The sequence below is a fragment of the Actinoplanes italicus genome, from assembly GCF_003001815.1.
Lineage (GTDB): Bacteria > Actinomycetota > Actinomycetes > Mycobacteriales > Micromonosporaceae > Actinoplanes > Actinoplanes italicus.
On sequence record NZ_PVMZ01000010.1, the window covers coordinates 264274 to 288299 of the forward strand.

18 protein-coding genes are annotated in these 24026 nt (G+C 70.9%); 11 read left to right on the top strand and 7 right to left on the bottom strand.

Going from position 1 to position 24026, the window contains the following annotated elements:
- Nucleotides 1–167 precede the first annotated feature (167 nt).
- Both CLV67_RS25085 and CLV67_RS25090 read right to left on the bottom strand, forming a co-directional pair.
- On the bottom strand, nucleotides 168–371 hold the full coding sequence (locus tag CLV67_RS25085) for a hypothetical protein (RefSeq protein ID WP_146169282.1): 204 nt from the start codon (nucleotides 369–371) through the stop codon (nucleotides 168–170).
- Between the two features lie 5 nt (nucleotides 372–376).
- Nucleotides 377–2173, bottom strand: a complete 1797-nt coding sequence (locus CLV67_RS25090; protein ID WP_170153979.1) for a WD40 repeat domain-containing protein — start codon at nucleotides 2171–2173, stop codon at nucleotides 377–379.
- Nucleotides 2174–2264: 91 nt separating this feature from the next.
- Here CLV67_RS25090 and CLV67_RS25095 point away from each other — a divergent pair, with 91 nt between their 5' ends.
- Entirely contained in the window at nucleotides 2265–2630 is a 366-nt protein-coding gene (locus CLV67_RS25095; RefSeq protein WP_106322462.1) for a YciI family protein, read from the top strand.
- Nucleotides 2630–3844: an RNA polymerase sigma factor gene (locus CLV67_RS25100; protein WP_106322464.1), complete on the top strand. Its 1215-nt coding sequence runs from the start codon at nucleotides 2630–2632 to the stop codon at nucleotides 3842–3844. The genes CLV67_RS25095 and CLV67_RS25100 overlap by 1 nt, the downstream gene beginning before the upstream one ends.
- A gap of 4 nt (nucleotides 3845–3848) precedes the next feature.
- Here CLV67_RS25100 and CLV67_RS25105 read toward each other — a convergent pair whose 3' ends face one another.
- The 3 genes from CLV67_RS25105 to CLV67_RS25115 are packed head-to-tail and all read right to left on the bottom strand — an operon-like array spanning nucleotide 3849 to nucleotide 6825.
- Nucleotides 3849–4415, bottom strand: a complete 567-nt coding sequence (locus tag CLV67_RS25105; RefSeq protein ID WP_106322466.1) for a GIY-YIG nuclease family protein — start codon at nucleotides 4413–4415, stop codon at nucleotides 3849–3851.
- A gap of 39 nt (nucleotides 4416–4454) precedes the next feature.
- Complete coding sequence (locus CLV67_RS25110; RefSeq protein WP_239166303.1) at nucleotides 4455–5891, bottom strand: nitroreductase family protein; 1437 nt, start codon at nucleotides 5889–5891, stop codon at nucleotides 4455–4457.
- 10 nt (nucleotides 5892–5901) lie between these two features.
- Nucleotides 5902–6825 carry an N-acetylglucosamine kinase gene (locus CLV67_RS25115; RefSeq protein ID WP_106322469.1) on the bottom strand — a complete coding sequence of 308 codons (924 nt, stop codon included), beginning with the start codon at nucleotides 6823–6825 and terminating at the stop codon, nucleotides 5902–5904.
- A gap of 96 nt (nucleotides 6826–6921) precedes the next feature.
- Here CLV67_RS25115 and CLV67_RS25120 point away from each other — a divergent pair, with 96 nt between their 5' ends.
- From CLV67_RS25120 to CLV67_RS25160, 9 genes are all read left to right on the top strand, one after another.
- Nucleotides 6922–7839 carry a MurR/RpiR family transcriptional regulator gene (locus tag CLV67_RS25120; protein ID WP_106322471.1) on the top strand — a complete coding sequence of 306 codons (918 nt, stop codon included), beginning with the start codon at nucleotides 6922–6924 and terminating at the stop codon, nucleotides 7837–7839.
- 11 nt (nucleotides 7840–7850) lie between these two features.
- Nucleotides 7851–8579 (top strand): sugar isomerase domain-containing protein, encoded by a 729-nt coding sequence (locus CLV67_RS25125; RefSeq protein WP_373873156.1) that lies wholly within the window; start codon nucleotides 7851–7853, stop codon nucleotides 8577–8579.
- Nucleotides 8580–8595: 16 nt separating this feature from the next.
- Nucleotides 8596–10014: an N-acetylglucosamine/diacetylchitobiose ABC transporter substrate-binding protein gene (gene ngcE / locus CLV67_RS25130; protein WP_106322475.1), complete on the top strand. Its 1419-nt coding sequence runs from the start codon at nucleotides 8596–8598 to the stop codon at nucleotides 10012–10014.
- Nucleotides 10014–10901, top strand: coding sequence for a carbohydrate ABC transporter permease (locus CLV67_RS25135; RefSeq protein ID WP_106322477.1), 888 nt, complete (start codon nucleotides 10014–10016; stop codon nucleotides 10899–10901). The genes ngcE and CLV67_RS25135 overlap by 1 nt, the downstream gene beginning before the upstream one ends.
- Nucleotides 10885–11709, top strand: coding sequence for a carbohydrate ABC transporter permease (locus CLV67_RS25140; protein WP_170153980.1), 825 nt, complete (start codon nucleotides 10885–10887; stop codon nucleotides 11707–11709). Before CLV67_RS25135 ends, CLV67_RS25140 begins: the two co-directional genes overlap by 17 nt.
- Nucleotides 11710–11748: 39 nt before the next feature.
- Nucleotides 11749–12930, top strand: a complete 1182-nt coding sequence (locus CLV67_RS25145; protein ID WP_106322479.1) for a glycosyl hydrolase — start codon at nucleotides 11749–11751, stop codon at nucleotides 12928–12930.
- Nucleotides 12931–13564: 634 nt separating this feature from the next.
- Complete coding sequence (fxsT, locus tag CLV67_RS25150) at nucleotides 13565–16027, top strand: FxSxx-COOH system tetratricopeptide repeat protein (RefSeq protein ID WP_106322481.1); 2463 nt, start codon at nucleotides 13565–13567, stop codon at nucleotides 16025–16027.
- 13 nt (nucleotides 16028–16040) lie between these two features.
- Complete coding sequence (locus tag CLV67_RS25155; RefSeq protein ID WP_106322483.1) at nucleotides 16041–18413, top strand: glycoside hydrolase family 3 C-terminal domain-containing protein; 2373 nt, start codon at nucleotides 16041–16043, stop codon at nucleotides 18411–18413.
- A 1-nt stretch (nucleotide 18414) separates the two neighbouring features.
- A complete protein-coding gene (locus CLV67_RS25160; protein ID WP_106322485.1) occupies nucleotides 18415–19182 on the top strand; it encodes an SDR family oxidoreductase in 768 nt (255 codons plus the stop codon).
- Here CLV67_RS25160 and CLV67_RS25165 read toward each other — a convergent pair.
- Nucleotides 19114–19491: a hypothetical protein gene (locus tag CLV67_RS25165; RefSeq protein ID WP_146169283.1), complete on the bottom strand. Its 378-nt coding sequence runs from the start codon at nucleotides 19489–19491 to the stop codon at nucleotides 19114–19116. The two genes, CLV67_RS25160 and CLV67_RS25165, sit on opposite strands and share 69 nt — an antisense overlap.
- Nucleotides 19492–19597: 106 nt before the next feature.
- The gene (locus tag CLV67_RS25170) at nucleotides 19598–23851 is read right to left on the bottom strand and encodes a LamG-like jellyroll fold domain-containing protein (protein WP_106322489.1); all 4254 of its coding nucleotides are present in this window, start codon (nucleotides 23849–23851) and stop codon (nucleotides 19598–19600) included.
- Nucleotides 23852–24026 lie beyond the last annotated feature (175 nt).

Here is a 24026-nt window from a genome sequence, read left to right on the forward strand (position 1 = left end):
GTGCGCAAACCACCGCCGACCGATCAGGCGGCCTTGGGATGAGATCGGCAAGCGGGGATCTGCCCGATCGAGTCGATCGACATCCTGGTCACGGACACGGGGGTCCGGTTGAGGAGATCGCCCGGATCGCCGAAGCCGGCGTCCGGGTGGTGCGGGTCTGACGGCTGTCAGACCCGTTCCGGGTGGATGCCGATCACTCCAGCCCCGATGCCGACGGTGAGCAGGCCGGGTACGTCGAAACCGAGGGCGTGGACCGCGCCCGGCAACGTCCAGGTGGAGACCTCCGGCCCGGTGGGGTGCCACAGCCGCACGGTTCCGTGGGTGTCGCCGGACGCGACGACGGTCCGGCCGTCGACGTGTCCGATCGCCACCACCGTCACCGGTCCGGGGAGCGGGGTGCCGACGGGGTCGCCGGTGACGACGTCCCAGATCCGGACCCGGTCGTCGTCACCCCGGACACGATGACGTCCCGGCCGTCGAGCCGGCCGATCGCGAGCGAGCGGACGGGGCCGGTGTGCCCGGTGACCGGAGGACCGACGGGTGCGCCGGCCGCCCACCGGTGGATCGTGGCGTCGTCACCGCCGGAGACGACGAGGTCGTGGCCGATCGCGATCGAACGGATCGGACCGGTGTGCCCGGTGAGTGGCTCACCGGCAGACCTGCCCGTACCCGCGTCCCACACGCGCACCGTCGTGTCGTCGCCGCCGGAGACCACCACGTTCCGGCCGTCGTGCCGCCCGGCCGCCACGGCGGTCACCGCACCGAGATGTCCGGTCAGGGGCTTACCGACGGCCCGGTTCGTGGCCAGGTCGAACACCCGGACGGTGCCGTCGTCGCAGCCGGCCACGATGATCGGACGGTCCGGTGCGCCACCGGCCCGCCAGGGGAGCCGCCGCCGGCGGTCGAGCCGGCCCAGAGCCACTGACGACACCCGGGTACGCGGATCACCGTCATAGCCGACCGCGGGGTGGCTGAACCCGGTGGCCCGCTCGGTCGCCCAGCCGACCGCGTCCACTCCACCGAACACGGCGCCGAGTTGGTCGCCGGCCGCGTCCCCTTCGCCGAACCCGGCGCCGAGGTGGTCGCCGACCCGTCCGGCCGCCACGGTGCGTACCCAGTCGTAGCGGCCGGTCAGCAGGTCGACGACCGGCTCGCCGGTGGTCACGTCCCAGATCCGGGCCGTGTCGCTGCTGCCGGCGACGACGACCGTACGGCCGTCGAGGTCCCCGGTCGCGACCGCGTGCACGGAGAAGGGGGCGCCGGTGATCGGCTCGCCGACCGGTTCGCCGGTGGTGGCGTCCCAGCGTCGCAGCACCTTGTCGGTCCCGCCCGTGACGAAGATCGTGCGGCCGCCGGTCCGTGCGGCCGCGACCGCATGGACCGCGCCGGTGTGCCTGATGAACCGCACGTCGATCGACTCGAAGGTGTTGGCACTCCAGGTCCGGACGGTCATGTCGCTGCTGCCGGAGACGATCACGAGGCCACGGTGCAGGGTGGCGACCGCCACCGTGGTCACCGCGTCGGTGTGCCCGGCCATCGGGCGCCCGACGGGCCGTCCGGTGCGGGCGTCCCAGATCCGCACGGTCCCGTCCCCGCCGCCGCTGACGATCACGGTCAGGCAGTCGAGGATTCCGATCGTCACGGATCGCGGCCAGTGGCCTTTCGCCTCGATCGGCTCGGCGAGCGGCTCGAGGGTGCGGGCGTCGTGGATCCGGATCGTGTTGTCACGGCCGGCGGAGGCGATGATCGTACGGCCGTCGAGGTATCCGATCGCCACGTCTTCCACCACATACGTGTGCGCGTCGATCGTGGTGCCGAGGGGTTCGCCGGTGGCCACGTCCCACAGCCGGACCGTCCGGTCGAGGCTGCCGGAGGCGATGACGGTCCGCCCGTCGAGCGTTCCGGTCGCGATCGAGGACACCGGCTCGGTGTGACCGGCGAGCGGATCACCGATCTGCTCCCCGGTGGTCGCGTCCCAGACCCGTACCAGGTGATCGAAGGTGCCGGTGACGACGATCGGCCGGTCGCCCAGCCGGTCGAGTGCCACCGCGACCACCGTCCGGCTGCGGTGCCGCAGGCTGTAGTGGTCGGGCGGGCGGACGAGCCACCGGCCGAACGACCCCACCGGATCGAGTACGTCGTCCACGGCGGCCACGGTAGACGCCGTGCTCAAGAATTCTCCGTGGCCGTGTCGATCCGCGGGACACTCGTTCGACGTGGGGGTGCGAGAGCCGAGAGGCGGCCCGCCGAACGAGGAGAGCGCCATGCCGAAGTACCTGCTGATCATGCGGGGCACCGACGAGTCGAACGCGGCCATGATGGCCGGCATCGACGAGATGATCGCCACGACCCGGCAGTTCATCGACGAGATGGTCAAGGCCGGAGTGCTGCTCGCGGCCGAGGGACTGGACGACCCGCGCCAGGGTGTCGTCGTCGACTTCAGCGCCGAGACCCCGGTGGTCACCGACGGCCCGTACGGCGAGACCAAGGAATTGTTCGGCGGCTTCTTCATGCTCGACGTCGCCTCGAAGCAGGAGGCCGTCGAGTGGGCCAAGCGGGTGCCGGTCGCCCGCGGCGCCAAGATCGAGATCCGGCGGGTGCCCGGCAGCGACGAGGTTCCGCAGGCCTGATGGGTACGGTCGATGTCGAGGCCGTCTGGCGGATCGAGTCGGCGCGGATCGTCGCCGCGCTGACCCGGTTCACCGGCGACTTCTGCCTCGCCGAGGACGCCGCCCAGGAGGCGGTCGCCGAGGCGCTGGTGTCGTGGCCGGTCACCGCTCCGGTGAATCCGGGTGGCTGGCTGATGGCCACGGCCCGGCGGCGGGCGATCGACGCGATCCGCCGGAGCGTCGCGCTCCGGGATCGGTACCCGTTGCTCACGGCCGACACGCCGCCCGCCTCGGAGCCCGATCCCGACCGGATCGACGACGACCTGCTCGCGCTGATGTTCATCAGCTGTCACCCGGTGCTCTCACCCGAGTCGCGGGTGGCGCTGACCCTGCGTGTGGTCGGCGGCCTGTCCAGCGAGGAGATCGCGCGAGCGCTGCTGGTGTCCGTGCCGACCGTGCAGGCCCGTATCACCCGCGGCAAGAAGACGATCGCGGCGGCCCGGATCCCGTTCGAGCTGCCGGTGGCCGATGAACGCCGCGAACGGGTCGGTGGTGTCCTCACCGTCCTGTACGTGATCTTCACCGAGGGATCGACGGCGACGTCGGGCGACCGGCTGGTTCGTCCCGGCGTCGCCTACGAGGCGATCAGGCTCGCCCGCACGCTGGCCGCCCTGCTGCCGGACGAGCCCGAGGTGCACGGCCTGCTCGCGTTGTGCGAGCTGACGGCCGCGCGCTTCCCGGCACGTACCGGCCCGGACGGCTCGCCGGTCCTGCTGGAGGACCAGGACCGGCGGCTGTGGGACGTCTCGGCGGTCCGGCGTGGGCTGGCCGCGCTGGCCAGGGCGTCGACGCGGGGGCTCGGGCCGTACGGACTGCAGGCGATGATCGCCGCCACCCACGCGGCGGCCTCCTCGGTGGAGACGACCGACTGGGAACGGATCGTGGTGCTCTACGAGGCCCTCGGCCGGGTCGCGCCGTCGCCGGTGGTCGACCTCAACCGGGCGGTCGCCGTCGCCATGGCGACGGGGCCGGAGCGGGCTCTCGCCATCGTGGACGAGCTGACCGTCTCCGGCCGCCTGGCCGGCTCCCATCTGGTCCCGACTGTGCGCGGTGAACTGCTGGCCCGCCTCGGCCGGCGACCGGAGGCACGCGCCGAGCTGGAACTGGCCGCCCGGCTCTGCACCAACCGGCGCGAACGCTCGGTGCTGCTGCAGAAGGCTGCCGGGCTGGGCTGACCGGCTACGGCTGGGCCGACGCGTTGTACCTGTGCTTGGCGTCGACCACGGCCGCCTGAACGTGTTCGGGGTCGACGCCGCTCACGTTCAGCGGCGGGTGCAGGCGCCGGACGAGGTTCGCCTCGACGGAGTTCGGTTCGGCGTCCTGAGCCCAGGTCAGTTGCAGGTTCGCATGCATCCACGCGGTCAGCCGCGTCTCGTCCTCACCGATCAGGACGACACGATCGGTCCAGGTCGTCCGGTAACCCTCGGACACCAGCAGGCCGGCCAGGGTGCGGCGCAGCGTCGAACTGCCCGAGCGCCGCAGATGGTTGCGCAGGATCCGGCCCCGCAGCGTGGTCGCCCGGCCGAGATACAGCATCCGCAGCGAGGGGACGTTCGGGTTCACCGGCCCGTGCAGGTCGGGAAAGACCGACGGGCCGGCCCACCAGGCGTAGACACCACTGGCCCGGCCGAGCCTCTTGACGGCGACGTCGAGTCCGACCGGCGTGTCGGACAACTGGCGCAGGGCCTCCTCCGCCCGGGCTCTGGCGGCGGGCAGGTCAGCGGGGCGGATCTCAGGAGCGGTCATCGGGCCCCATGGTATGCGGGGACGCCTTCACTCCCGTTTTCACTCCCGATGCTGCATCGGGCGCACGTCGACCGGCGCACCCGGCAGCCCGCCCGGGGTGGCGCGGTAGTCCGGAACGCCCACGCACGTGAAGATCATGGCGTCCAGCGGCGTGCCGAGCAGTGCCGCGATCTCGCTGTCGAGGAAGGTCATGCCGGTCGCGCTCGCGCCCATGGCGTACGCCAGCAGGTGCAACCGCCCCTCGACCAGTCCGGCGGCCAGCTGCGCGGCCCGGTACCCGCGGTCGTCCATGCTCGCCACGTCCGCCGCGGTGATGACCACGAAGGCCGCGTCCCTGCTCAGCCCCTGCTCCAGGCTCACCCGGTAGAGCTCCTGGCGCTGGTCACCCGGGTGAATCGCCGTGCCGAGATCGGGCCACCGGTACACGCCCGGCGTCACACCGTCGACGTCGTGCACCGCCACGAACTGCGGCAGGCCGATGCCGCGTACGGCCACCCGCAGGCCGGTGGTGAGCACGCTCTGCGGCACCCCGCGGGTCGGGTCCATCCGTCGCTGCGAGCCGCGGGTGAGCACGACCGCCTCGACTGTCCCGGTCCCGGCCTCCGGCACCCGGACCGGGTCGCCCTCGGCCCACGGTGCGCCCAGCACGGTCCCGTCACCGGCCCGCTGTGCCGCCGTCGCCAGCGGGAACTCCAGCGGATCCGTGTCGACCTCGCCGGCGGCCGCGGGGCCGGTCGGCGTCAGCGCGGGCGGTTGCGAGCCGAGACCGACCACGGCGACGGGCCATTCGTGTACGCCGTCCGCGCCGACCAGCTCGGTGACCACCCGGTCGGGGAACGTCGTCCAGAGCCGCGCCGGGATCCCCGCGGACCCGGCCAGCGCGAGGGTCTGGGCCAGCATGGTGCCGGCATCCCAGTAGACGTGCCGGTAGCCGCGCTCGCGATACCGCCAGCCGGTCCGCCACGGGACGCCGGTGACCACGAGCGCCGCGCCGCCGCCGCTCGGTGCGGGCCCGACACGCACCAGGGCGTGACCGGCAGGGTCGTACCAGTGCACGCCGGCCGGCAGCCCCTCGTGGCCCGATGGGACGAGCACGTAGACCTCGAGCGGGAAGCGACCGCCGGCCGAGCCTGCCGCGCGGAACAGGTGAGTGATCCCGTTGCTGCGCTTGGAGGTCCGTACGACGCCCGCCGACAGGTGCAGCAGCCGGGCCAGGTGCGGCACGTCGAGCTCCCCGGCGGCGACCTCCGCCGTCCCGGCCAGCACATCGATGGCCGGCGCCTCGGTGGACGGCAGGTCACGCGGCAGCTCGAAGCGCGGCAGATCCCCGGTGTACCGCTTGTGGAAAAGCGGGAAGCGGCCGAAGTCGTTGGGTTTCAGATCGACGACGAGACGTGGATCGGCGATGACGTCGTCCCACTCCCGTCCCGGCTCGTAGGAGGTCAGCCTGTGCAGGATCTGGGTCACGGTCTCCACTGAGCCGACTCTAGGCGAGTGCGCCCGCGTCGAAGAACGCGGCGTGCAGTGCCGCCTGATCACCGGCGGGCAGCCGGGCCACCGCGAGCCACGCCGCGGCGATCGACGGGTCACCGCTGGTCAGCGGGGTGATCCCACGTTCCTGCAAGGCCGATCGGACCCCGTCGCGGATCGGGGTCGCGGCGGTGAGGAGGCTGCCGGCGAGGACGATCGGGCCGCTGCCGGCCACCGCGTCGAGGGTCGCGGTCAGGTGGCCGACCGCCTCGGCGACGATCGTGCGGGCGTGCGGATCGCCGGCCCGCGCCGCCTCGCACACCACCGGCGCGAGGGCGGCGATCCGGGCGTGCGGAAGGCCCTGGGCCCAGGAGATCAGCCGGTCACGGTCGGCGGCGCCGGTCCGGGTGGCGATCCGGGCGGCGAAGGGCGACGGCCAGGTGTGTACGGCGGAACGCAGCGCCCGCATGCCGAGCCAGTGGCCGGATCCCTCGTCGCCGAGCAGCCAGCCGAGCCCGTCCGCCGTACGTACGATCGCATGGTCCTTGATCTCTGCCGCGACGGCGCCGGTGCCCGCGATGAGGACCGCGCCGGAGGGTTCGCCGGTGCCCGCCGCGAAGGCGGTGACCGCGTCGCCGACGATCTCATAGGGGCAGGTCAGGCCGGCCGCCGCCCACGCCTCGCCGAGGGCCGCGGTGATCGCCGGATCCAGGCAGGCCCCGGTGCCGGCCAGGCCGAGCACGCCGCCCGCGACCGCCGCCGGGTCGTGCCCGGCGAGTGCCTGCCGTAACGCGTCGGCTATCGCCCGGGCGGCGGCCGGTCCGGCGGCGAACGGGTTGCCGGGACCGGCCCGCCCGCGCCCGGTGACCTGCCCGTTCACCGTGGCGACGACCGCGCGGGAGGCGGTCCCGCCGGCGTCGACTCCCACCACGAGATCCATGCTCCGGATCGAAACACAGAAATTCATTGTTGACTAGTTGTGAAGGTGGTCGTAATTTTCATCGGCACAGGCACTTGATGAAAAGGATGTCCACGGATGACGGGTGAGAGCGGCGGGCTGCTGGGGCGGCTGCGCATCGAGGGACCGCAGATGCCGGAGGCGCTGAGCCGGATCGCGGAGGCGATCCTGGCCGACCCGGAGACGGCTGCCCACGCCAGCATCGTGGACCTGGCCGAACGCTCCGGCACGTCGACCGCGACCGTCACCCGGTTCAGCCGCACGCTGGGCTTCAAGGGCTACGCGAGCCTGCGGGTCGCCGTGGCCACCGAGACCGGGCGTGCCGAGCAGGCCCGGTGGGAGACCGACATCAGCGGCGACATCACCCCCGAGGATCCGCTCGACCAGGTCCTCAGCGTCGTCGCGGCCGCCGACACCCGGGCCATCCAGAGCACCGCATCGCTGCTGAAGGTCGAGGACGTCGAGCGGGTGGCCGCGGCCATCGCCGGGGCGCAGCGCGTCGAGCTGTTCGGGCTCGGCAGCAGCGGCACGGCGGCGCGGGAGATGGCGTTCCGGCTCGAGCGGATCCGGGTTCCGGTCTGGCACCGGCAGGACAGCCACACCGCGCTCACCAACGCCGCGCTGCTGCTGCCCGGTGACGTGGCCATCGGCCTGTCGCACTCGGGCCGCACCCGCGAGGTGATCGAGACACTGGCCGAGGCCGCCGACCACGGCGCCCTGACCGTGGCGGTGACCAGCTTCAACCGGTCACCACTGGCCGAGGTCGCCGACATCGTGTTCACCACCAGCGTGCTGGAGACGACGTTCCGGCTCGCGGCGCTCTCCGCCCTGCACTCGCAGCTGCTCGTCCTCGACCTGATCTACGTCGCGGTGGCACAGCGCACCTACGAGCGCACCGCCGAGGCCCTCGAACTGACGGTCCGTGCCGTGGACGCCCACCGCCTGCCGGAGAAGCTGCCGACCCGTAAACGGCGGGTGGAGAAAGGATCGACGTGAGTGAGGACTTCCTGACCAGGATCGAAGAACTGGTGGCCAGGGTGGGCCGCGGGCAGCAGGAGGCGAAGTCCCGGGCCGCCGACCTCCTGGCCACCTCGATAAAGGGCGGCGGCGTGATCCAGGCGTTCGGCTGCGGGCACTCCGAGGCACTGGCCATGGAAATCGCCGGACGGGCCGGGGGACTGGTACCGACCAACCGGATCGCGCTGCGCGACATCGTCCTCTACGGCGGCGAGCCGCTCGAGGCGCTCGCCGACCCGATGGTGGAACGCGGCACCGAGATCGCCCACAAGCTTTACCAGCTGGCCCCGGTCAAACCGGATGACGCGTTCGTCATCGCCTCCAACTCCGGCATCAACGGCGCGGTCGTCGAGATGGCGCTGCTGGTCAAGGAACACGGCCACCCGCTGATCGCGATCACCTCGGCGCAGCACTCGGCAGGTGTCGAGTCGCGGCACCCGAGTGGCCGCAAACTGGGCGACATCGCCGACGTGACCCTCGACAACGGCGCGCCGTACGGCGACGCGACACTGCCGATCCCCGGCGGCGGTGCGGTCGGGGCCGTCTCGTCGATCACCGCGGCGCTGCTGGCTCAGCAGATCGTCGTCGAGGTGGTCGAACGCCTGCTCGCGGCGGGGATCGTCCCGCCCGTCTACCTGTCGGACAACGTGCCCGGCGGCAAGGAACACAACGCAGAACTAGAGGCGCGGTACGCCGGGCGCATCCGGCGCACCGCATAGAGAAACGAGCCCAGCGATGAACCCTGAATCCCTTCCCAGACCCTATCCGAGACGAACCCTGCTCCGGACCGCCGGGCTCGCGGCGGTGACCGCGCCGCTGCTCAGCGCGTGTGTCACCTCCGCCGGCAAGGAGGAGAAGCCCGCACAGGCCGGCGGCGCCAAGACCGCCGAGAACCCGCTCGGGGTCAAGGCTGACGCGCCCCTCGAGGTGGTCGTCTTCAAGGGTGGGTACGGCGACGACTACGCCATCAAGGCCGAGCAGCAGTACACCGCGAAGTACCCGCAGGCCAAGATCGACCACAAGGGCCTGCAGAAGGTCGGCGAGGCCATGCAGCCCCGCTTCGTGGCCGGCGACCCGCCGGACGTCGTCGACAACACCGGCGCCGGACGTCTCGACATCGCCACACTGGTCGGCGCCAAGCAGGTCACCGACCTCGCGGAGCTGCTCGCCGCCCCGGCGTTCGACCAGCCCGGCAAGACGGTCCGCGACACGCTGCTGCCCGGCGTGATCGAGGACGGCACGTTCGACGGCAGTACGGTGACATTGAACTTCACCTACACCGTCTGGGGCGTCTGGTACTCGAAGTCGCTGTTCGCCGAGCGCGGCTGGACGTATCCGAAGACGTGGGCCGAGATGCTCGCCCTCTGCGAGACGATCAAGAAGGCCGGCATCGCCCCCTGGACCTACCAGGGCAAATACGCCGAGTACATCAACGACCCGCTGCTCACCATGGCCGCCAAGGCCGGCGGACTGGACCTGGTGAAGGCCGTCGACAACCTCGATCCGGCCGCCTGGTCGCAACCCGGACTGAAGCAGGCCGCCGAGGCGTTCGCCGAGCTGGCGGGCAAGGGCTACATCATGTCCGGCTCGGAGGCGCTGTCGCACACCGAGGCGCAGGCCGCCTGGTGCCAGAAGAAGGCCGCGTTCATCCCGTGCGGCTCGTGGCTGGAGAGCGAGCAGAAGGAGGTCACCCCGGCCGGCTTCGACATGGTGATGGGCACCGTGCCGTCGGCGTCGAGCGGTGACAGGCTGCCGGTCACGGCCGTGCAGGCGTCCAGCAGCGAGTCCTACCTGGTCCCGGCGCAGGCCAAGAACCGCGCCGGGGGCCTGGAGTACCTGCGGATCCTGTTCGCCAAGGAGTCCGCGACCGCGTTCGCCCAGGCCAACAGCACCCTCCCGGCGGTGGCCGGCGCCACCGACGGGCTCACGCTCACCAGCGGTCTGGGCTCGGTCCGCGACGCGGTCACGGCGGCCGGTCCGGACGCTTTCAACTACCGATTCCGTACGTGGTACGCGCCGCTCGCCAAGGCGGTCGACGACGCCACGGCCGAGCTGGTCAACCGCCGGATCAGCGCCGCCGACTGGTCGGCGCGCATCCAGAAGGCGTCGGACTCGCTGGCCAAGGACAGCACCGTCAAGAAGTACAAGCGCTGATGCGGCACGGCCGGTGGCGGTTCCTGCTCGCCGCGCTGGTCCCGGCGCTGGTCCTGCACGTCGTGCTCGTGTTCTCCCCGTACGCCCAGGCCTTCTACCTGTCGCTGACGGACTGGACCGGGGTGGCCGGCGAGGCGAACTTCGTCGGGGTGGACAACTTCGTCCGCCTCGGCGATGACTCGCTCTTCCTCGACGCGGTGCGCAACAACGCGGTCATGCTTGTCGTGGTGCCCATCGCCACGATCGGGCTGGCCCTGTTCCTGGCGAGCATGCTGAACGGACGGCGACCTCTGCCCGGCGCGTCCGCGTACCAGATCGTCTATTTCTTTCCGCAGATGCTCTCCCTGGTGATCATCGCGGTGCTGTGGGGCTTCGTCTACAACCCGAACACCGGGCTGCTCAACTCGGGCCTCCGGGCGATCGGGCTGGACGGCCTGGCCCGCAGCTGGCTGGCCGAACCGTCGCTGGCGCTGCCGTCGGTGATGGCGGTCGTCGTGTGGTCGTCGGTCGGGTTCTACGTGGTGCTGTTCAGTGCCGCGATCGGCGCCATCCCGAAGGAGCTCTTCGAGGCCGCGGTGCTCGACGGCGCCGGCCGGTGGGCCACGTTCCGCCGGGTCACGCTGCCGCTGGTCGCCGAGAGCGTGCAGGTGGCGTTCGTCTACCTGGGCATCGCGGCGCTCGACGGGTTCGTGCTGGTCCAGGTCATGTCGGTGGGTCCGGGCGGACCGGACGGGACCACCGAGGTGGTCGGGCTGTCGCTGTACCGGACGGCGTTCACGTACGGCAAGTTCGGCTACGCCACGGCCATGGGGGTGGCGCTGTTCTTCGCCGCGCTCACTCTGGCGGTGCTGGCACTCCGCTGGAGGCGTGATGAAGTCACCGCGTAACCCACTGCCGCAGCTCGCCATGCTCGCCTGGGCCGTGGTGACCGCGTTGCCGCTGCTCTGGGCCGTGGTCAGCTCGCTCAAGACCGACCAGGAGATCCTGAACGAACCGTGGGCGCCGCCGTCGTCGCTGCACTTCGAGAACTGGTCCCGCGCGTGGACGGCCGCGAGCATCGGGCGGTACTTCTTCAACAGCCTGATCGTGGTCGGCGGTGCTCTCGTGCTGACCATGCTGCTGGGGTCGCTGGTCGCCTACGCGCTCGCCAGATATCAGTTCCGGGGTAACCGGGCCATCTACTACACCTTCGTCGCGGCGATGTTCTTCCCGGTGTTCCTGGCACTGGTGCCGTTGTTCTTCGTGGTGCGGCAACTCGGTCTGCTCGGCACCTATCACGGGCTGATCCTGGTGTACGCGGCCTACGCCGTACCGTTCACCGTCTTCTTTCTCCATGCGTTCTTCCGGACGCTTCCGGAGGAGGTGGCGGAAGCGGCGGTGCTCGACGGCTGCTCGCATTCCGCGGTGTTCTTCCGCGTCATGTTGCCGCTGGCCCGGCCCGGTCTGGTCGCGGTCGGCATCTTCAATTTCCTCGGGCTCTGGAACCAGTATCTGCTTCCGCTGGTTCTCAATCCCGACCCGGACCGGTATGTCCTGGCGCAGGGTCTGGCCGCCCTGTCGGTCAGTCAGGGCTACCGCAGCGACTGGAGCGGCCTGTTCGCCGGCTTGACCATCGCCATGCTGCCGGTGCTCGTCGCTTACGTCGCGTTCCAGAGGCACATCCGCGCCGGAATGACCGCCGGCGCGGTCCGGTAACTCCCCCGATTTACCCCCTCTTAGGAGTCATCCATGTCCATGGGTAGACGAATCCTTGCCGGTCTGGCGGTGACCGCTTTGTCCGCAATGGGACTGGTCGTCGCCAACGCCAGCACCGCCTCCGCCGCCGACTGCGGCTACCTGTTCGACGACTTCCACTACAACTCCTCGGCCGACCCTGCCCTGACCGCCAATGGCTGGACACCCCGCAGCTACCAGGGCGGACCGGGTGTGCCGGGCGCCAACTGGTCGCCGAACGCGATCACCTTCCCCACCTCGGGTGGCCAGAAGGTCATGCAGCTGACCGCCTCCACCGACGGCACCGCCGCCGGAACCAGTCACGCCGAGCTGTACTCCACCCAGAAGCGCTACCTGGAGGGCACCTACGCCAGCCGGGTCCGGTTCACCGACGCACCGGTCAGCGGCAACGACGGCGACCACATCAACCAGACGTTCTTCACCATCAGCCCGCTCAACGGGGACATGGACCCCACCTACAGCGAGCTGGACATCTCCGAGTACCTGCCGAACGGAGGCTGGGGCGAGACCGGGCCCATCAACTACCAGACCACCTGGTACACCTACCGGGCCGACCCCTGGTTCGCCGACAACCTGCACTCCGAGCAGCGGACCAGCATCGACGGATGGCACGACCTGGTCGCCCAGGTCGCGAACGGGCAGGTCGTCTACTACATCGACGGCGTGCAGGTCGGCGTGCACGGCGGCAAGTACTTCCCGCGCCAGACGATGACCATCAACTGGAACCTGTGGTTCATCGACACGGCGACCCACACCGGCGGCATGTCGACCTACATCGAGCAGGTCGACTGGGTGCTGTTCGCCAAGAACCAGGTGCTCAGCCCGGCCCAGGTCACCGCGCAGACGTCGTCCTACCGGTCGTCGGGCTCCGCGTTCCACGACTCGGTCGCCACCTCGGGACCGTGCGTCAACCCGACCCCGTCCAACCCGGGGCCGTCCTCCCCGACCCCGTCGAACCCCGGGCCGTCCAACCCGCCGGCCGGCGACTGCTCCAGCGCGCCCAACTGGCAGTTCGGCAGCGTCTACACCGGTGGCAACACGGTCAAGCACGAGAAGAGCAAGTACGGCGACCCGTCCGGCCCGAAGTCGGGCGAGGGCGTGCACCTGTGGAAGGCCAGGTATTGGACGCAGGGTTCGGAACCCGGCTGGACGCAACAGTGGCAGGACCTCGGCCGCTGCTGACGTGACCTGATGTGAGACGGCGGCGGGGCGATGGGCGTCCCGCCGCCTCCGCGCCCCTTCCGCGGTCAGGGAAGCCCGCCGCGGCCGGCGCACACATGACACCAACGTGCGATCCGGCGGTCGCCAGGGCGACGGTCGGCACCCGCACAGCCCCAGCGTGCGACCTCACCGTCGCCGCCGGTACGGCAGCCGCCGTTCGTGATCGTGGCCGGGCCCGGAGGCTGAATGTCCGGTGGTGCAATCGTCGGTGCCGCCGCTGTCGGGCGTGCCGGGTGCCGGGGGCCGGGTGCCGGGTGCCGGATGCCGTTGGGCGTGCCGGGTGCCGTCGGGCGCACGCTGGCGCTCTCGGTGTGCGCGTGACGTCGTGGGCCGCGACGGCAGGAGCACACGCTGCGGATCCGTGGACGCGCACGGTCGTCCCGGCGACGAACGGAGCACACGGTCCCGCTGCGTGTGCTCCGGCTGGTGCGTGGGCGTCGGCGGCCGCGTGTGCGTGGATCGCTGTTTGCGCGGGCGGCCGTGTGTGCGCCGGTCGCTATGTATGCGCCCCGCTGCCCACCTCTTCCGGTGACACCCGTTCGGTTGTCGGTTTCCGGCATCGGATTGGTGCAATGTGTACGGAGTGCCGAAGCGGATGCCGATTGTGATCTCCCATGCCGGTGCCGATCGGGCCTGGGCCGAATGGGCACGCTGGCATCTGGAGGCAGCGGGGTATCCGACCGAGCTGGACAGCGTGGACCGGGCACCGGGGACGAACGCCGTCGAGGCGATGGACCGCGCTCTGCACCGCGACAACCCGATGCTGGCGCTGCTGTCGGCGGCATACCTGAAGGCCGACCGGTTCACGACCGACGAGTGGACCGCGCGCTGGGCGCAGCGCCGCGGGAACCCGGACGTGAAGCTGATCCCGCTGCGGGTGGAGAAGGCGGACCTGTCCGGCGGGCTGTGGGCGCCGATCGTCGTCCCGGACCTGTTCGATCTCGTGCCCGCTCAAGCCGTGTCGGTGCTGCTCGACGCGGTGCGCCGGGTCCTCGAACCGGCACCGGCCGGGCCCCTGACCGCGGCTCCTCCGGACTATCCGGGCCGGGCGGTCGCTGCCGGGCCGCGACCGCCCGGGTCGTTGCCGCCGGTGTGGAACCTCGCCCGCCGCAACCCGGGCTTCACCGGCCGCGACGGCATGCTCGGCGAGCTGTACGACACGCTGCGCGGCGGCAGCCGGGTGGCGGTGCAGGCGCTGCACGGACTGGGCGGGGTCGGCAAGACCCAGCTGGCGCTGGAGTACGCCCACCGGTTCGCCGGAGAGTACGACCTGGTCTGGTGGATTCCCTCCGAACAGCCCGAGCTGATCGGCGACCACCTCGCCGCCCTCGCCAGGCAACTCTGCCTGGTGCCGGTCGACACGCCCACCCCGGCCGCGGCCGACGCGCTGCAGGAGCACCTGCGCCGGACGGACCGTTGGCTGCTGGTGTTCGACAACGCCGACGACCGTGACCACCTCGCCCCGTGGCTGCCGGACGGGCCCGGCCATCTGCTGATCACCAGCCGGAACCCGAACTGGACCGGTGTCGCCCGCCCGATGGACGTGGACGTGTTCACCCGTGCCGAATCCGTCGCCCTGCTCCGGGCCCACCTGCCGCACCTGGACGGCCCAGGCGCCGACCGGCTCGCCGAGGCGCTCGGTGACCTGCCGCTGGCCGTGGGGCAGGCGGCGGATCTGCTCGTCGAGACCCGGCTGTCCGCCGACGACTACCTGCGTGAACTCACGGCTCACATGACCGACCCGAAGCGTGAGTCGCGGCCACCGGCCGGTTATCCGCTTCCGCTGGCCGCTGCCGTCACGCTGACCGCGGAGCGGCTCCTCGCCGCCGACCCGGCCGCCGGCCAGCTGCTCCACCTCTGCGCCCGCCTGGGGCCGGAGCCGATCCCCACCGATCTGTTCACCTCGAGTCCCGACGAGTTGCCCCAGCCGTTGCGGGCGGCGGCGGCCGGGACGGTGATGTTCAGCCGGGTGCTGGCCCAGCTGACCCGGTACGGCCTCGCCCGTCCGACCGCGGCCGGCCCGATCCTGCACCGGCTCGTGCGGGCCGTCCTGCGTGACACCGACCCCGACCCGTACCTGCACCGCCGGGTCGTCGAGGAACTGCTGGTCGCCGCCCGCCCCGACGACGGCAGTGATCCGCGGTGGTGGCCCCGCTGGAGCGTGCTGCTGCCGCACATCCTCGCCGCCGACCCCGCCACGACCGGCTACCATCAGCTGCGCTACACCGCCTGCAGCGCGGTCTGGTCCCTGCTGGCCCGTGGTGACTTCCGCGCCGCCCTGCCGCTGGCCGAGCAACTGCACCGGGCCTGGCAGCCGGACGAGGACAGCGTTCTGATCATCGCGCACGCCCTCGCCGGCATCCACCGCGGCCTCGGTGAATACGAGCAGGCCCGTGACCTTGACCAGGACAACCTCGCACGGGAACGCCGGCGCCGTGGCGCCGACGACGCACGCACCCTGAACGCCGCCCACAACCTCGCGACCGACCTGCGGCACCTGCGCGAGTTCGAACGGGCACGGGAGCTGGACGAGAACACCCTGGCGCGCCGGCGGCGGCTGTTCGGCGGCGACGACCCGCAGACCCTGGCCTCGGCCAGCAGCCTGGCCATCGATCTGTGCGAGCTGAAGGAACACGAGCAGGCACGCAGGCTGAGCGAGGAGACCCTGGAGAAATACCGCGAGCAGGGCGGAGACGATCATCCGGCCACGCTCACGACGGCCAACATCCTCGGAGTGATCCTCCGGCGGTCGGGCGAGCACGAGAAGGCGTGGCAGCTGAACCGGGACACGTGGGATCGCCGGCGGCGGCTGCTCGGCGACGACCATCCCGACACCCTCACCTCCGCCAACAACCTCGCGGCCGACCTGCGCGAGCTCGGCGAATTCGAGCAGGCCCGCGAGATCGACGAGGACACGCTGGAACGCAAGCGGCGGGTGCTCGGCAACGGGCACCCGCAGACCGACCGTTCGATCGAGAACCTGGCCCGCGACCTGGACGCCCTCGGCAGGTACGCCGAGGCCGCCGAACTGCGGCGAGAGCTGCGCTCCGAACCGTGAGATCGTTTGATCCATGCCGGACAGCTCGCTCAGCATCGCCGACAGGGTCGCCCTCGGGTCGGGGGCTTCGTTCTGGACGACACGGGCCGTCCCCGCGATCGGGCTGCCGTCGATCCTGATGACCGACGGGCCGCACGGCCTGCGCGGACAGGGCGAGGGCGGCGACCATCTGGGGCTCAACGCGAGCAGCACGGCGACCTGCTTCCCGACGGCCAGTGCGCTCGCCTGCTCGTGGGATGTCGACCTCGCCGCCGAGGTGGGCACCGCGATCGGGCTGGAGGCCGTCGACCAGGGCGTCAACGTGGTCCTCGGGCCGGGCGTCAACATGAAACGCAACCCGCTGTGCGGCCGGAACTTCGAGTACTTCAGCGAGGATCCGTACCTGGCCGGGAAGCTCGCCGCCGCCTGGATCCGCGGCCTCCAGGCGACCGGGACGGGTGCGTCGCTCAAGCATTTCGCGCTCAACAACCAAGAGCTCAAACGGATGACCACCGATGTACGGGTGGACGAGCGCGCCCTCCACGAGTACTACCTCCCGGCGTTCGAGATCGCGGTCAGGGAGAGCGACCCGGCGACCGTCATGTGTGCCTACAACCGGGTCGAGGGCGTCTACTGCAGTGACAACCACCGCCTGCTCACCGGGATCCTGCGCGAGCGCTGGGGCTTCAGCGGCGCGGTGATCACCGACTGGGGCGCGATGAACGACCGTGCCGCCGCGTACCGGGCCGGCACCGACCTGGAGATGCCCGGCAACGGCGGGTTGTCCGACGCCGAGGTGCACGCGGCGCTGCGGGCCGGACGCCTCGACGAGAAGACCGTCGACGAGTCGGTGGACCGGGTGATCGCGCTGGTCCGGCGCACCACCGGCGGTGACACCGAGGTTCCGGCGGACGTGTACGAGCGGCACCACGAACTGGCCCGCCGGGCGGCCGTCGCGAGTGCGGTGCTGCTCGGGAACGACGGGGTGCTGCCGCTGGAGCGCGGTGGGCGGGTGGCACTGGTCGGCGCGCTCGCCGGCAACGCCCGCTACCAGGGGTCGGGGTCGTCGCGCGTCAATCCGACGCGGGTGGTGAGCCTGCGCGACGGGGTGCGCGAGTACGCCGAGGCGGACTACGCGCCCGGCTATCGGCTCACCGGGGAACCGGACCGGGCGCTGATCGACGAGGCGGTGGCTCTCGTCCGTACCGCCGGAAGGGTCGTCGTCTGTGTGGGGTTGACCGAGATCGCCGAGAGCGAGGGCTTCGACCGCGAGCATCTACGCATCCCCGTCAATCAGATCGCCCTGCTGGAGGCCCTGGCCCCGTGGTCGGACCGGCTGGTGCTGGTCGTGGTGGGCGGCAGCGCGATCGAGATGCCGTGGGCGGAGCACGCGGCGGCCGTCCTGCACCTGCACCTGGCCGGGCAGGCCGGGGGAGCGGCCGCCGCCGACCTGCTGTTCGGTGCGGCGAACCCGTCGGGCAAGCTCGCCGAGACCTGTCCGATCTCCTACGACGACGTGGTCAGCTCCGGGTATTACGGGGTGCATCCGGAGCAGACGCCGTACCTGGAGAGCATGTACTGCGGTTACCGCTACTTCGACTCCGCGGACCGGCCGGTGCGGTATCCCTTCGGGCACGGGCTGTCCTACACGACGTTCACCTACTCCGGCCTGCGCCTCAGCCGCAACGGACCGGACCGCGTCGAGGTGACCTTCACGCTCCTCAACACCGGTGACCGGGACGGGACCGAGATCGCGCAGCTCTACGTCGCGGCCCGCACCGACGGCGTGTACCGCCCGGCTCAGGAGCTGAGGTCGTTCACCCGGGTGGCGCTCGCCGCGGGGGAGTCCCGTGACGTCACGATGAGCCTGGACCGGCGTGCCTTCGCCGTCTACGACCCGGGAAGCGCCGAATGGGTGGTGGAGGAGGGCGACCACGAGATCCGGGTCGGTGCGAGCTCCCGGGACATCCGGCTGCGGAAGACCGTCGCCCTCGACGGTGTCCCAGCACGCCGGGACGCCGCCGCAGACTGGTACCACACCCTCGACGGCCGTCCGTCCCCCGACGGCTTCGGGACCATCCACGAGCCGTTTCCGCTGGTGCGGGCGCCCGGCCGGGGTGGTTTCGACGAGTACAGCTCGCTGCACGACATGCGGGACTCGGGCCTCGTCATGCGGATCGTCTACTTCTTCGTCGAACGTGCCGTGGCCAAGCGGGCCGGCCGCCGGGTCGACTACGGAGACGTCGCCTTCAAGATGATGATGCTCGGCGCGGCCGGTCTGCCGATGCGGGCGATGGTCCGGATGAGCGAGGGAGCGATCAGCCCGCGGCTGGCACGCTTTTTCGTCGACAGCGCGAACGGGCACCCGCTGCGGGGGCTCGGGCGCCTGCTCCGGAAGCGGGTCTGACGTGGACTTGGGTCTGGCCGGGCGGGTCTGCCTCGTCACCGGCGGCAGCCGTGGCATCGGTCGTGCCGTCGTTCGCCTGTTGCTGGCCGAGGGCGCGTCCGTGGCGACGTGTGCCCGCGACACCGCCGGGTTCGACCTACCCGGCTCGGAACGGCTGGCGACGTACGCGGCGGACGTCCGTGACGCGGCGGCGATGCGGGAGGTCGTCGAGTCGGCGGTGGCACGGTTCGGGAGGCTCGACGGTCTGGTGGTCAACGCCGGTGCGGGCCGCTCCGGCGGGGTGCTGACGACGCCGTACGACGGGTGGACCGATCAGTTCGAGATGAAGGTCGGTGCCGCACTGAACACGGTGACCGCCGCGACCGGGCCGTTGAGCAGGTCGGACGCGGCGCGCATCGTGATCGTCAACGGCGTCACGGCACGGGCGCCGGAGCCCGCGATGGCTGCGGTCAGCGCCGCCCGTGCGGCCCTGCTGAACCTGTCGCGGTCGCTCGCGGTCGAGCTCGCCGGGTCCGGAATCCTGGTCAACGCGGTCAACATCGGCGCGATCCGCACCGACCGGCAGGTGGCCCGGCATGCGGCGAGCGCGCCCGAGATCCCGTACGAGGTGTGGTGCGCCGCCGAGGCGGACAGGCGTGGTGTCCTGCTGGGCCGTCTCGGTGAACCGGACGAGGTGGCGCCGGTCGTGGCGTTGCTGCTGTCACCGCTCGCCTCCTACGTGACCGGCACCTCCATCGACGTCGCCGGCGGGAGCGGGGGATACCTCTGAGGCGGGTTTCGCGAACCAGCGGCGGTGGATCCATCTGCCGAGCTCGTAGACGAGGTAGGCCGGTATGGCGACGACCACCAGCGCCGCCTTCAGGATCCGGTCCACCACCGAGCCGACGACGCGGTCCACGGCTCGGTCGATCCGTTTCTGGATGGCGTCGAAGAGCAGGACGAAAGGAAGGATGACCAGGTAGACGCCGCAGGAGACGAGGACGGCCATGAGGTGGACGTAGAGCGGGACACCGCCGATCTCCTGCTCGAAGAACGACCTCTGCGGCGGCTGGGGCGGGGGCGGCGGATAGGGATGCACGGCGACCACAGTAGAGATCGCTTTCAATGCCGGACGGCCACCGGCGTGGGCCCGGGAGAGACTCGAACCCACGCCGGCGTGATCAACCTCTATCGGAGCCTGCCGGTCATCGGCGACCCGAGTGCAGCTGGCTCACCTGCTCGGCGCTGAGCTCGTAGCCGTACAGCCGGAAGTCGTCGATCAGTCCGTCGAACCGGGGGTCGCCCCAGCTCGTACCGCCGATGAAGTTGGCCGTGGTGTTGCCGCCCACGCCCACGTCACCGATGTTGATCGGGAAGTCGGCGCGGACCGCCTGCTGGACGCCGTTGAAGTAGATCTTCCCGGTCGAGCCGTTCATCGTGAAGACCACATGGGTCCACGCGTTGAGCGGCAGGTCCCGGCCCGCGCCCAGCAGCAGCCGCTCCTGTGCGGCCACCCCCGGTGCCTTGAACGTCGCCCCGAACCCGGTGGTTCCGCCGTTCGTGGCCGACTGCAGCAGGAAGAACGTGTCCGTGCTGCTGCCGATCTGGACGAGCGGCACCCAGTTCGGGAGCGCGTCCGGCCTTGCCCAGAAGGACACGGTGAACTGCTCGTCCAGCCCAGCCTCGATGTTGTCGGGGAGCTTGACCTGGTTGTTCGTCGTCGCGGCGCCGCCCGGCAGCGACACCGCGCCGCCGGCCCGGCCGGCCGCCCAGCCGGTGGTGCCCTGGAACGCGGCCGCACCGATCGACGTCTTGGTGCCCGAGTTGCCGGCGGCGGTGCCGGTGTTCTCGTCGAAGGTGTACCGGACCGGGACACCCTCGTCGTACATCGCCTGCACCTCGGCCGCGTTCAGCGCGGAGGTGTGCAGGCGCACGTCGTCCATCAGGCCGTCGAAGGCGGCGTCCGGGTATCCGTTGCGTCCCAGCCAGTTGTCGGCTGTCGGGCCGATGGCGGTCATGTCGATCGTCAGGTCGGCACGGCTCGCGATCGCCACACCGTTGAGGTAAAGCGTGCCGATCGAACCCTGGCGGGTGAAGGCCACGTGGCTCCACTGACCGGCGACCACGTCCTGGGCCGGGCTGGCGTAGATCCGCTCCTCAGGGCCGGTCTTGGCCTTGAAGGTCGCGGCCAGGCCCGTACTGCCGGAGGCCTGTGTCTGCATCTGGATCTGGAAGTAGCTGCCGGCCGAGCCGGTTCCGTCACCGATGTGGAACAGACCGGTCCAGTTGGCCTTCGTGTCGGGGCGCACCCAGAACCCGGTCGTGAAGTTCGCCGCGCCCTGGAGCAGGTTGTCCGGCAGGTCCACCGCGTTGGCGGTGCTGCCACCGGGCAGGTTGACCGCCTTGCCGATGATGCCGTTGGCCGACCAGCCGGTGGTGCCGGTCAGGGTCGCGACGCCCGGCCCACCGGTGGTGCCGGTGTTGGCGGCCGAGGTGCCAGTGCCCTCCTCGAACTCGTACCGGGTGAGCGAGGTGGGCGGCGGCGGTGGCGCGTCGTCGCCCACGACCACCAGGTCGTCGATCATCAGGCCGCCGGCGGTGCCCCGCAGGGTCAGCGTCGCGGTGCTCGACGCGGCCGTGAAGGTGCCGGAGTACGTCGCGTAGTTGGCTGTCGACGGTTGGGCGGTGGAGGCGGTGAGGGTCGCGTTCAGGTTCGCGACCGACACGGTGCCGGTCGCCGCACCGGTCCCGCTCACCCGGCTGTCCCGTGCGTAACGCAGCGAGACCCGGTACGTGGTGCCGGGGGTGAGGGAACTGAGGGTGCGCTGGATGTTGCCCGCGGCGCCCAGGCTGAGCTGGTAACCGGTGAGCCCGAGACCTCCCTGCCCGGCGACGGTGCCGCGCACGAGCTGAACCTGGCTGCCGACCGTCCACGGTGACATCCGGGCGTTGCCGGGGGCCACGTCGACGGTGGCCGGCGGGTTGGAGGTACGCCACTCCGACGGCAGGCGCGGGTACTCGAACTGGTCGACGACCCGCGGGTTGAGCTGCGTCAGCTTCACGGCCGGGTCGATCTTCACGATCTTCGCCACCGACGGGGTGCCGGAGGCGTCCCAGACGAACAGCATGTACGAGCCGGGCGGCGCGTACGTGCCGTTGGCCGGCGCGTTGATGTTGACCGTGCTGCCGGACTGGCTGAACGTCAGGTCCTGGAAGTTCTGGTCGTTGTTGAAGCCGTGCGTCACCGAGCCGTTGCGCACCAGCGTGACCCGGGAGACGGTCCCGGACGCGGTGACCGCGAAGCTGCCGTTGTAACCGATCTTGGCCGGCGCCGTGTTGATGACCGGACGCGGAGCGAGCTGGTCACCGTTGAACAGGTAGGACGGCGAGTAGTACTCGACGTCCGTGTAGTTGCGCGGGCCGGGGGTGCCGCCGCCGCCCATCATCACGCGGCCGTCGGGCAGGAGCAGCGCCGCCGAGTGGTAGAGCCGGGCGTGCTCGTACGGCACGGCGACCTCGGTCCAGTTCCCGGTGTCCGGGTCCCAGATCTCGGCGTTCGTGACGTATCCGCCGTTGCCGTTGTTCTCGCGGCCGCCACCGGTGACGAGCACGTCGCCGTCGGGCAGGACCGTCGAGGTCGCCCAGTGACGCTGGTACTTCATCGGCTGGGTCGCCGTGACGACCGGGCCGGCCGTACCGCCGGTGATGTCGACCGTGAAGCCGGCACGGGCGCCGTCGGGTCCGCCGCCGTTGGCCCACCAACCGCCACCGACCTGCAGGATCTTGCCGGGGCGGTACATCGTGGCGGTGGACGTCGCGCCGACCGGGTTGCCGTTGGCACCCTGGTTGGCGATGCCACTGGGCAGCGTGCCGCGCAGCACGATCTGTCCGGTGCCGTTGTTGCCGGCCGGGTTGAGCTCGTACATCTGGGTGCCGGTGATATTGAACAGGGTTCCGCTGCCGGGGGCGACGAACGCCCGCGGGTACCACCAGCGGTTCTCGTCGGCGCCGGAGTGGTCGGAGCCGCCGTCGCCGTACGCCGCCGGGCTGCGGGCGCCGTCGAGCGTCTTCCAGCCCGAGCCGGACTGCGGGGTGTAGATCTCCGGGACGTGCACGCCCGGTCCGCCCGGCCCGCCGCGCAGGCTGCCACCCTGGACGACGATGTCGCCGTTGGGCATCGTGGTGCCGGTCGGGTACCACCGCGGGTAGTTCATGGGCGCCTTGTTCTGCAGCCCGTTGTTGGTGGTGTAGCCGGTGACACCGATGGCGGCGTCGTTCGGGGCGTTGCCACCGAGCCCGTCGTCACCGCCGACCGTCATCGTGGAGTGGTCGTGCGGGTTCTGCACCTGCATGGCGCAGAACAGGTCGGTGTACGTGGTGTTCGGCAGGATGCCGGCCCGGAGGTTGGCCAGTGTGCGTGGCTGTGCCGGGTCCCAGATGTCGACCTCCATCTGGCCGCCCTGGGTGACCGAGCTGTTGCCGGTCCAGTCGTACGGCGTGGTGTCGGTGCCCCAACCCCCGACACTGCCGAACGACTGCACCTTGCCGTCGGACGTGAGCGACATGTTGATCGGCACCAGCGGCCACGGCGTGACGCCGCTCCAGGCGCCGGCCCTGTCCTTCACCGGCGGCGAGCAGTCGGCGGCGAGCAGCCCGGCGGCGTACGCCAGGCCGTTCTTCATCTGGGCGCGCATCCAGGCCTCCGAGTAGGCGGTGCCCTCGTGGCCCATCGAGGTGTACCAGGACCGGCCGGAGTCGATCTTCTGGCACCAGGTGACCGGGTGGGCGGTGCCCTGCCGGCCGCCGCCGTAGGACGCCTCGTCGGCCTCGATCAGGGTGCGGACGTTGGGGGCGGGGTTGACGACCCAGTCGTACCATTCGTCGCTGCGGGTGATCGAGGCCCCCACGCCCTGGGTGAGCGGGTGGGTGGTGTCCCGGACGAACGCGCGGCCGGGCCGGACACCCGGGTCCTCCGGGTGGCCCTCGGAGACGGCGCCGACGAGACGGTAGTAGAACGGGTTGACGTCGTGCTCGCTCTCACCGACCGACCAGCCGGTGTAGTGCAGGCCCATGTAGCCGCCGCCACCACGGATGTACGCCTCGAGGGCGGAGCGCTGCGACGCGTTGAACAGCACGCCGCCGGTCTGGGCGAAGACCACGGTGTCCTTGGTGGCGAGGTTCGCCGTGTTGAACACCGAGGGGTCGTCGGTCTCCTGGATGTCGAGCGGCTGGTTGTACTGCGTGCTGAGCTGGGTGGCCAGATCGCGCACGGCTTGCCGCGCCTGCACATGCGAGGCGTGGAAGTTGGACTTGTAGAAGAGCAGGACGTTGAGCCGGCCGTCGTCGACGGCGGCCCGCGCCGCGACGGGGGACAGCGACGTGGCGATCAAAAGCAGGGCGGCGAACGCCGCGACTATCGGACCGGATCGGGAGCGGGCAGACCTTCGGGGCACTTTCATGAGAGATCCCTCAAGGTTCGTCAGACATGACAGTGAGGACGGTCACCGTCATCGGAGGCTGAACGTAAGACGCTTTTGAACACGGAGTCAAGAACTGAATTTCCATATCTGAACTCAATACGTTTCAGTTCTTATACATGAACTCAGTGCGCCTGGAGGGAGATGCAGAGGTAGG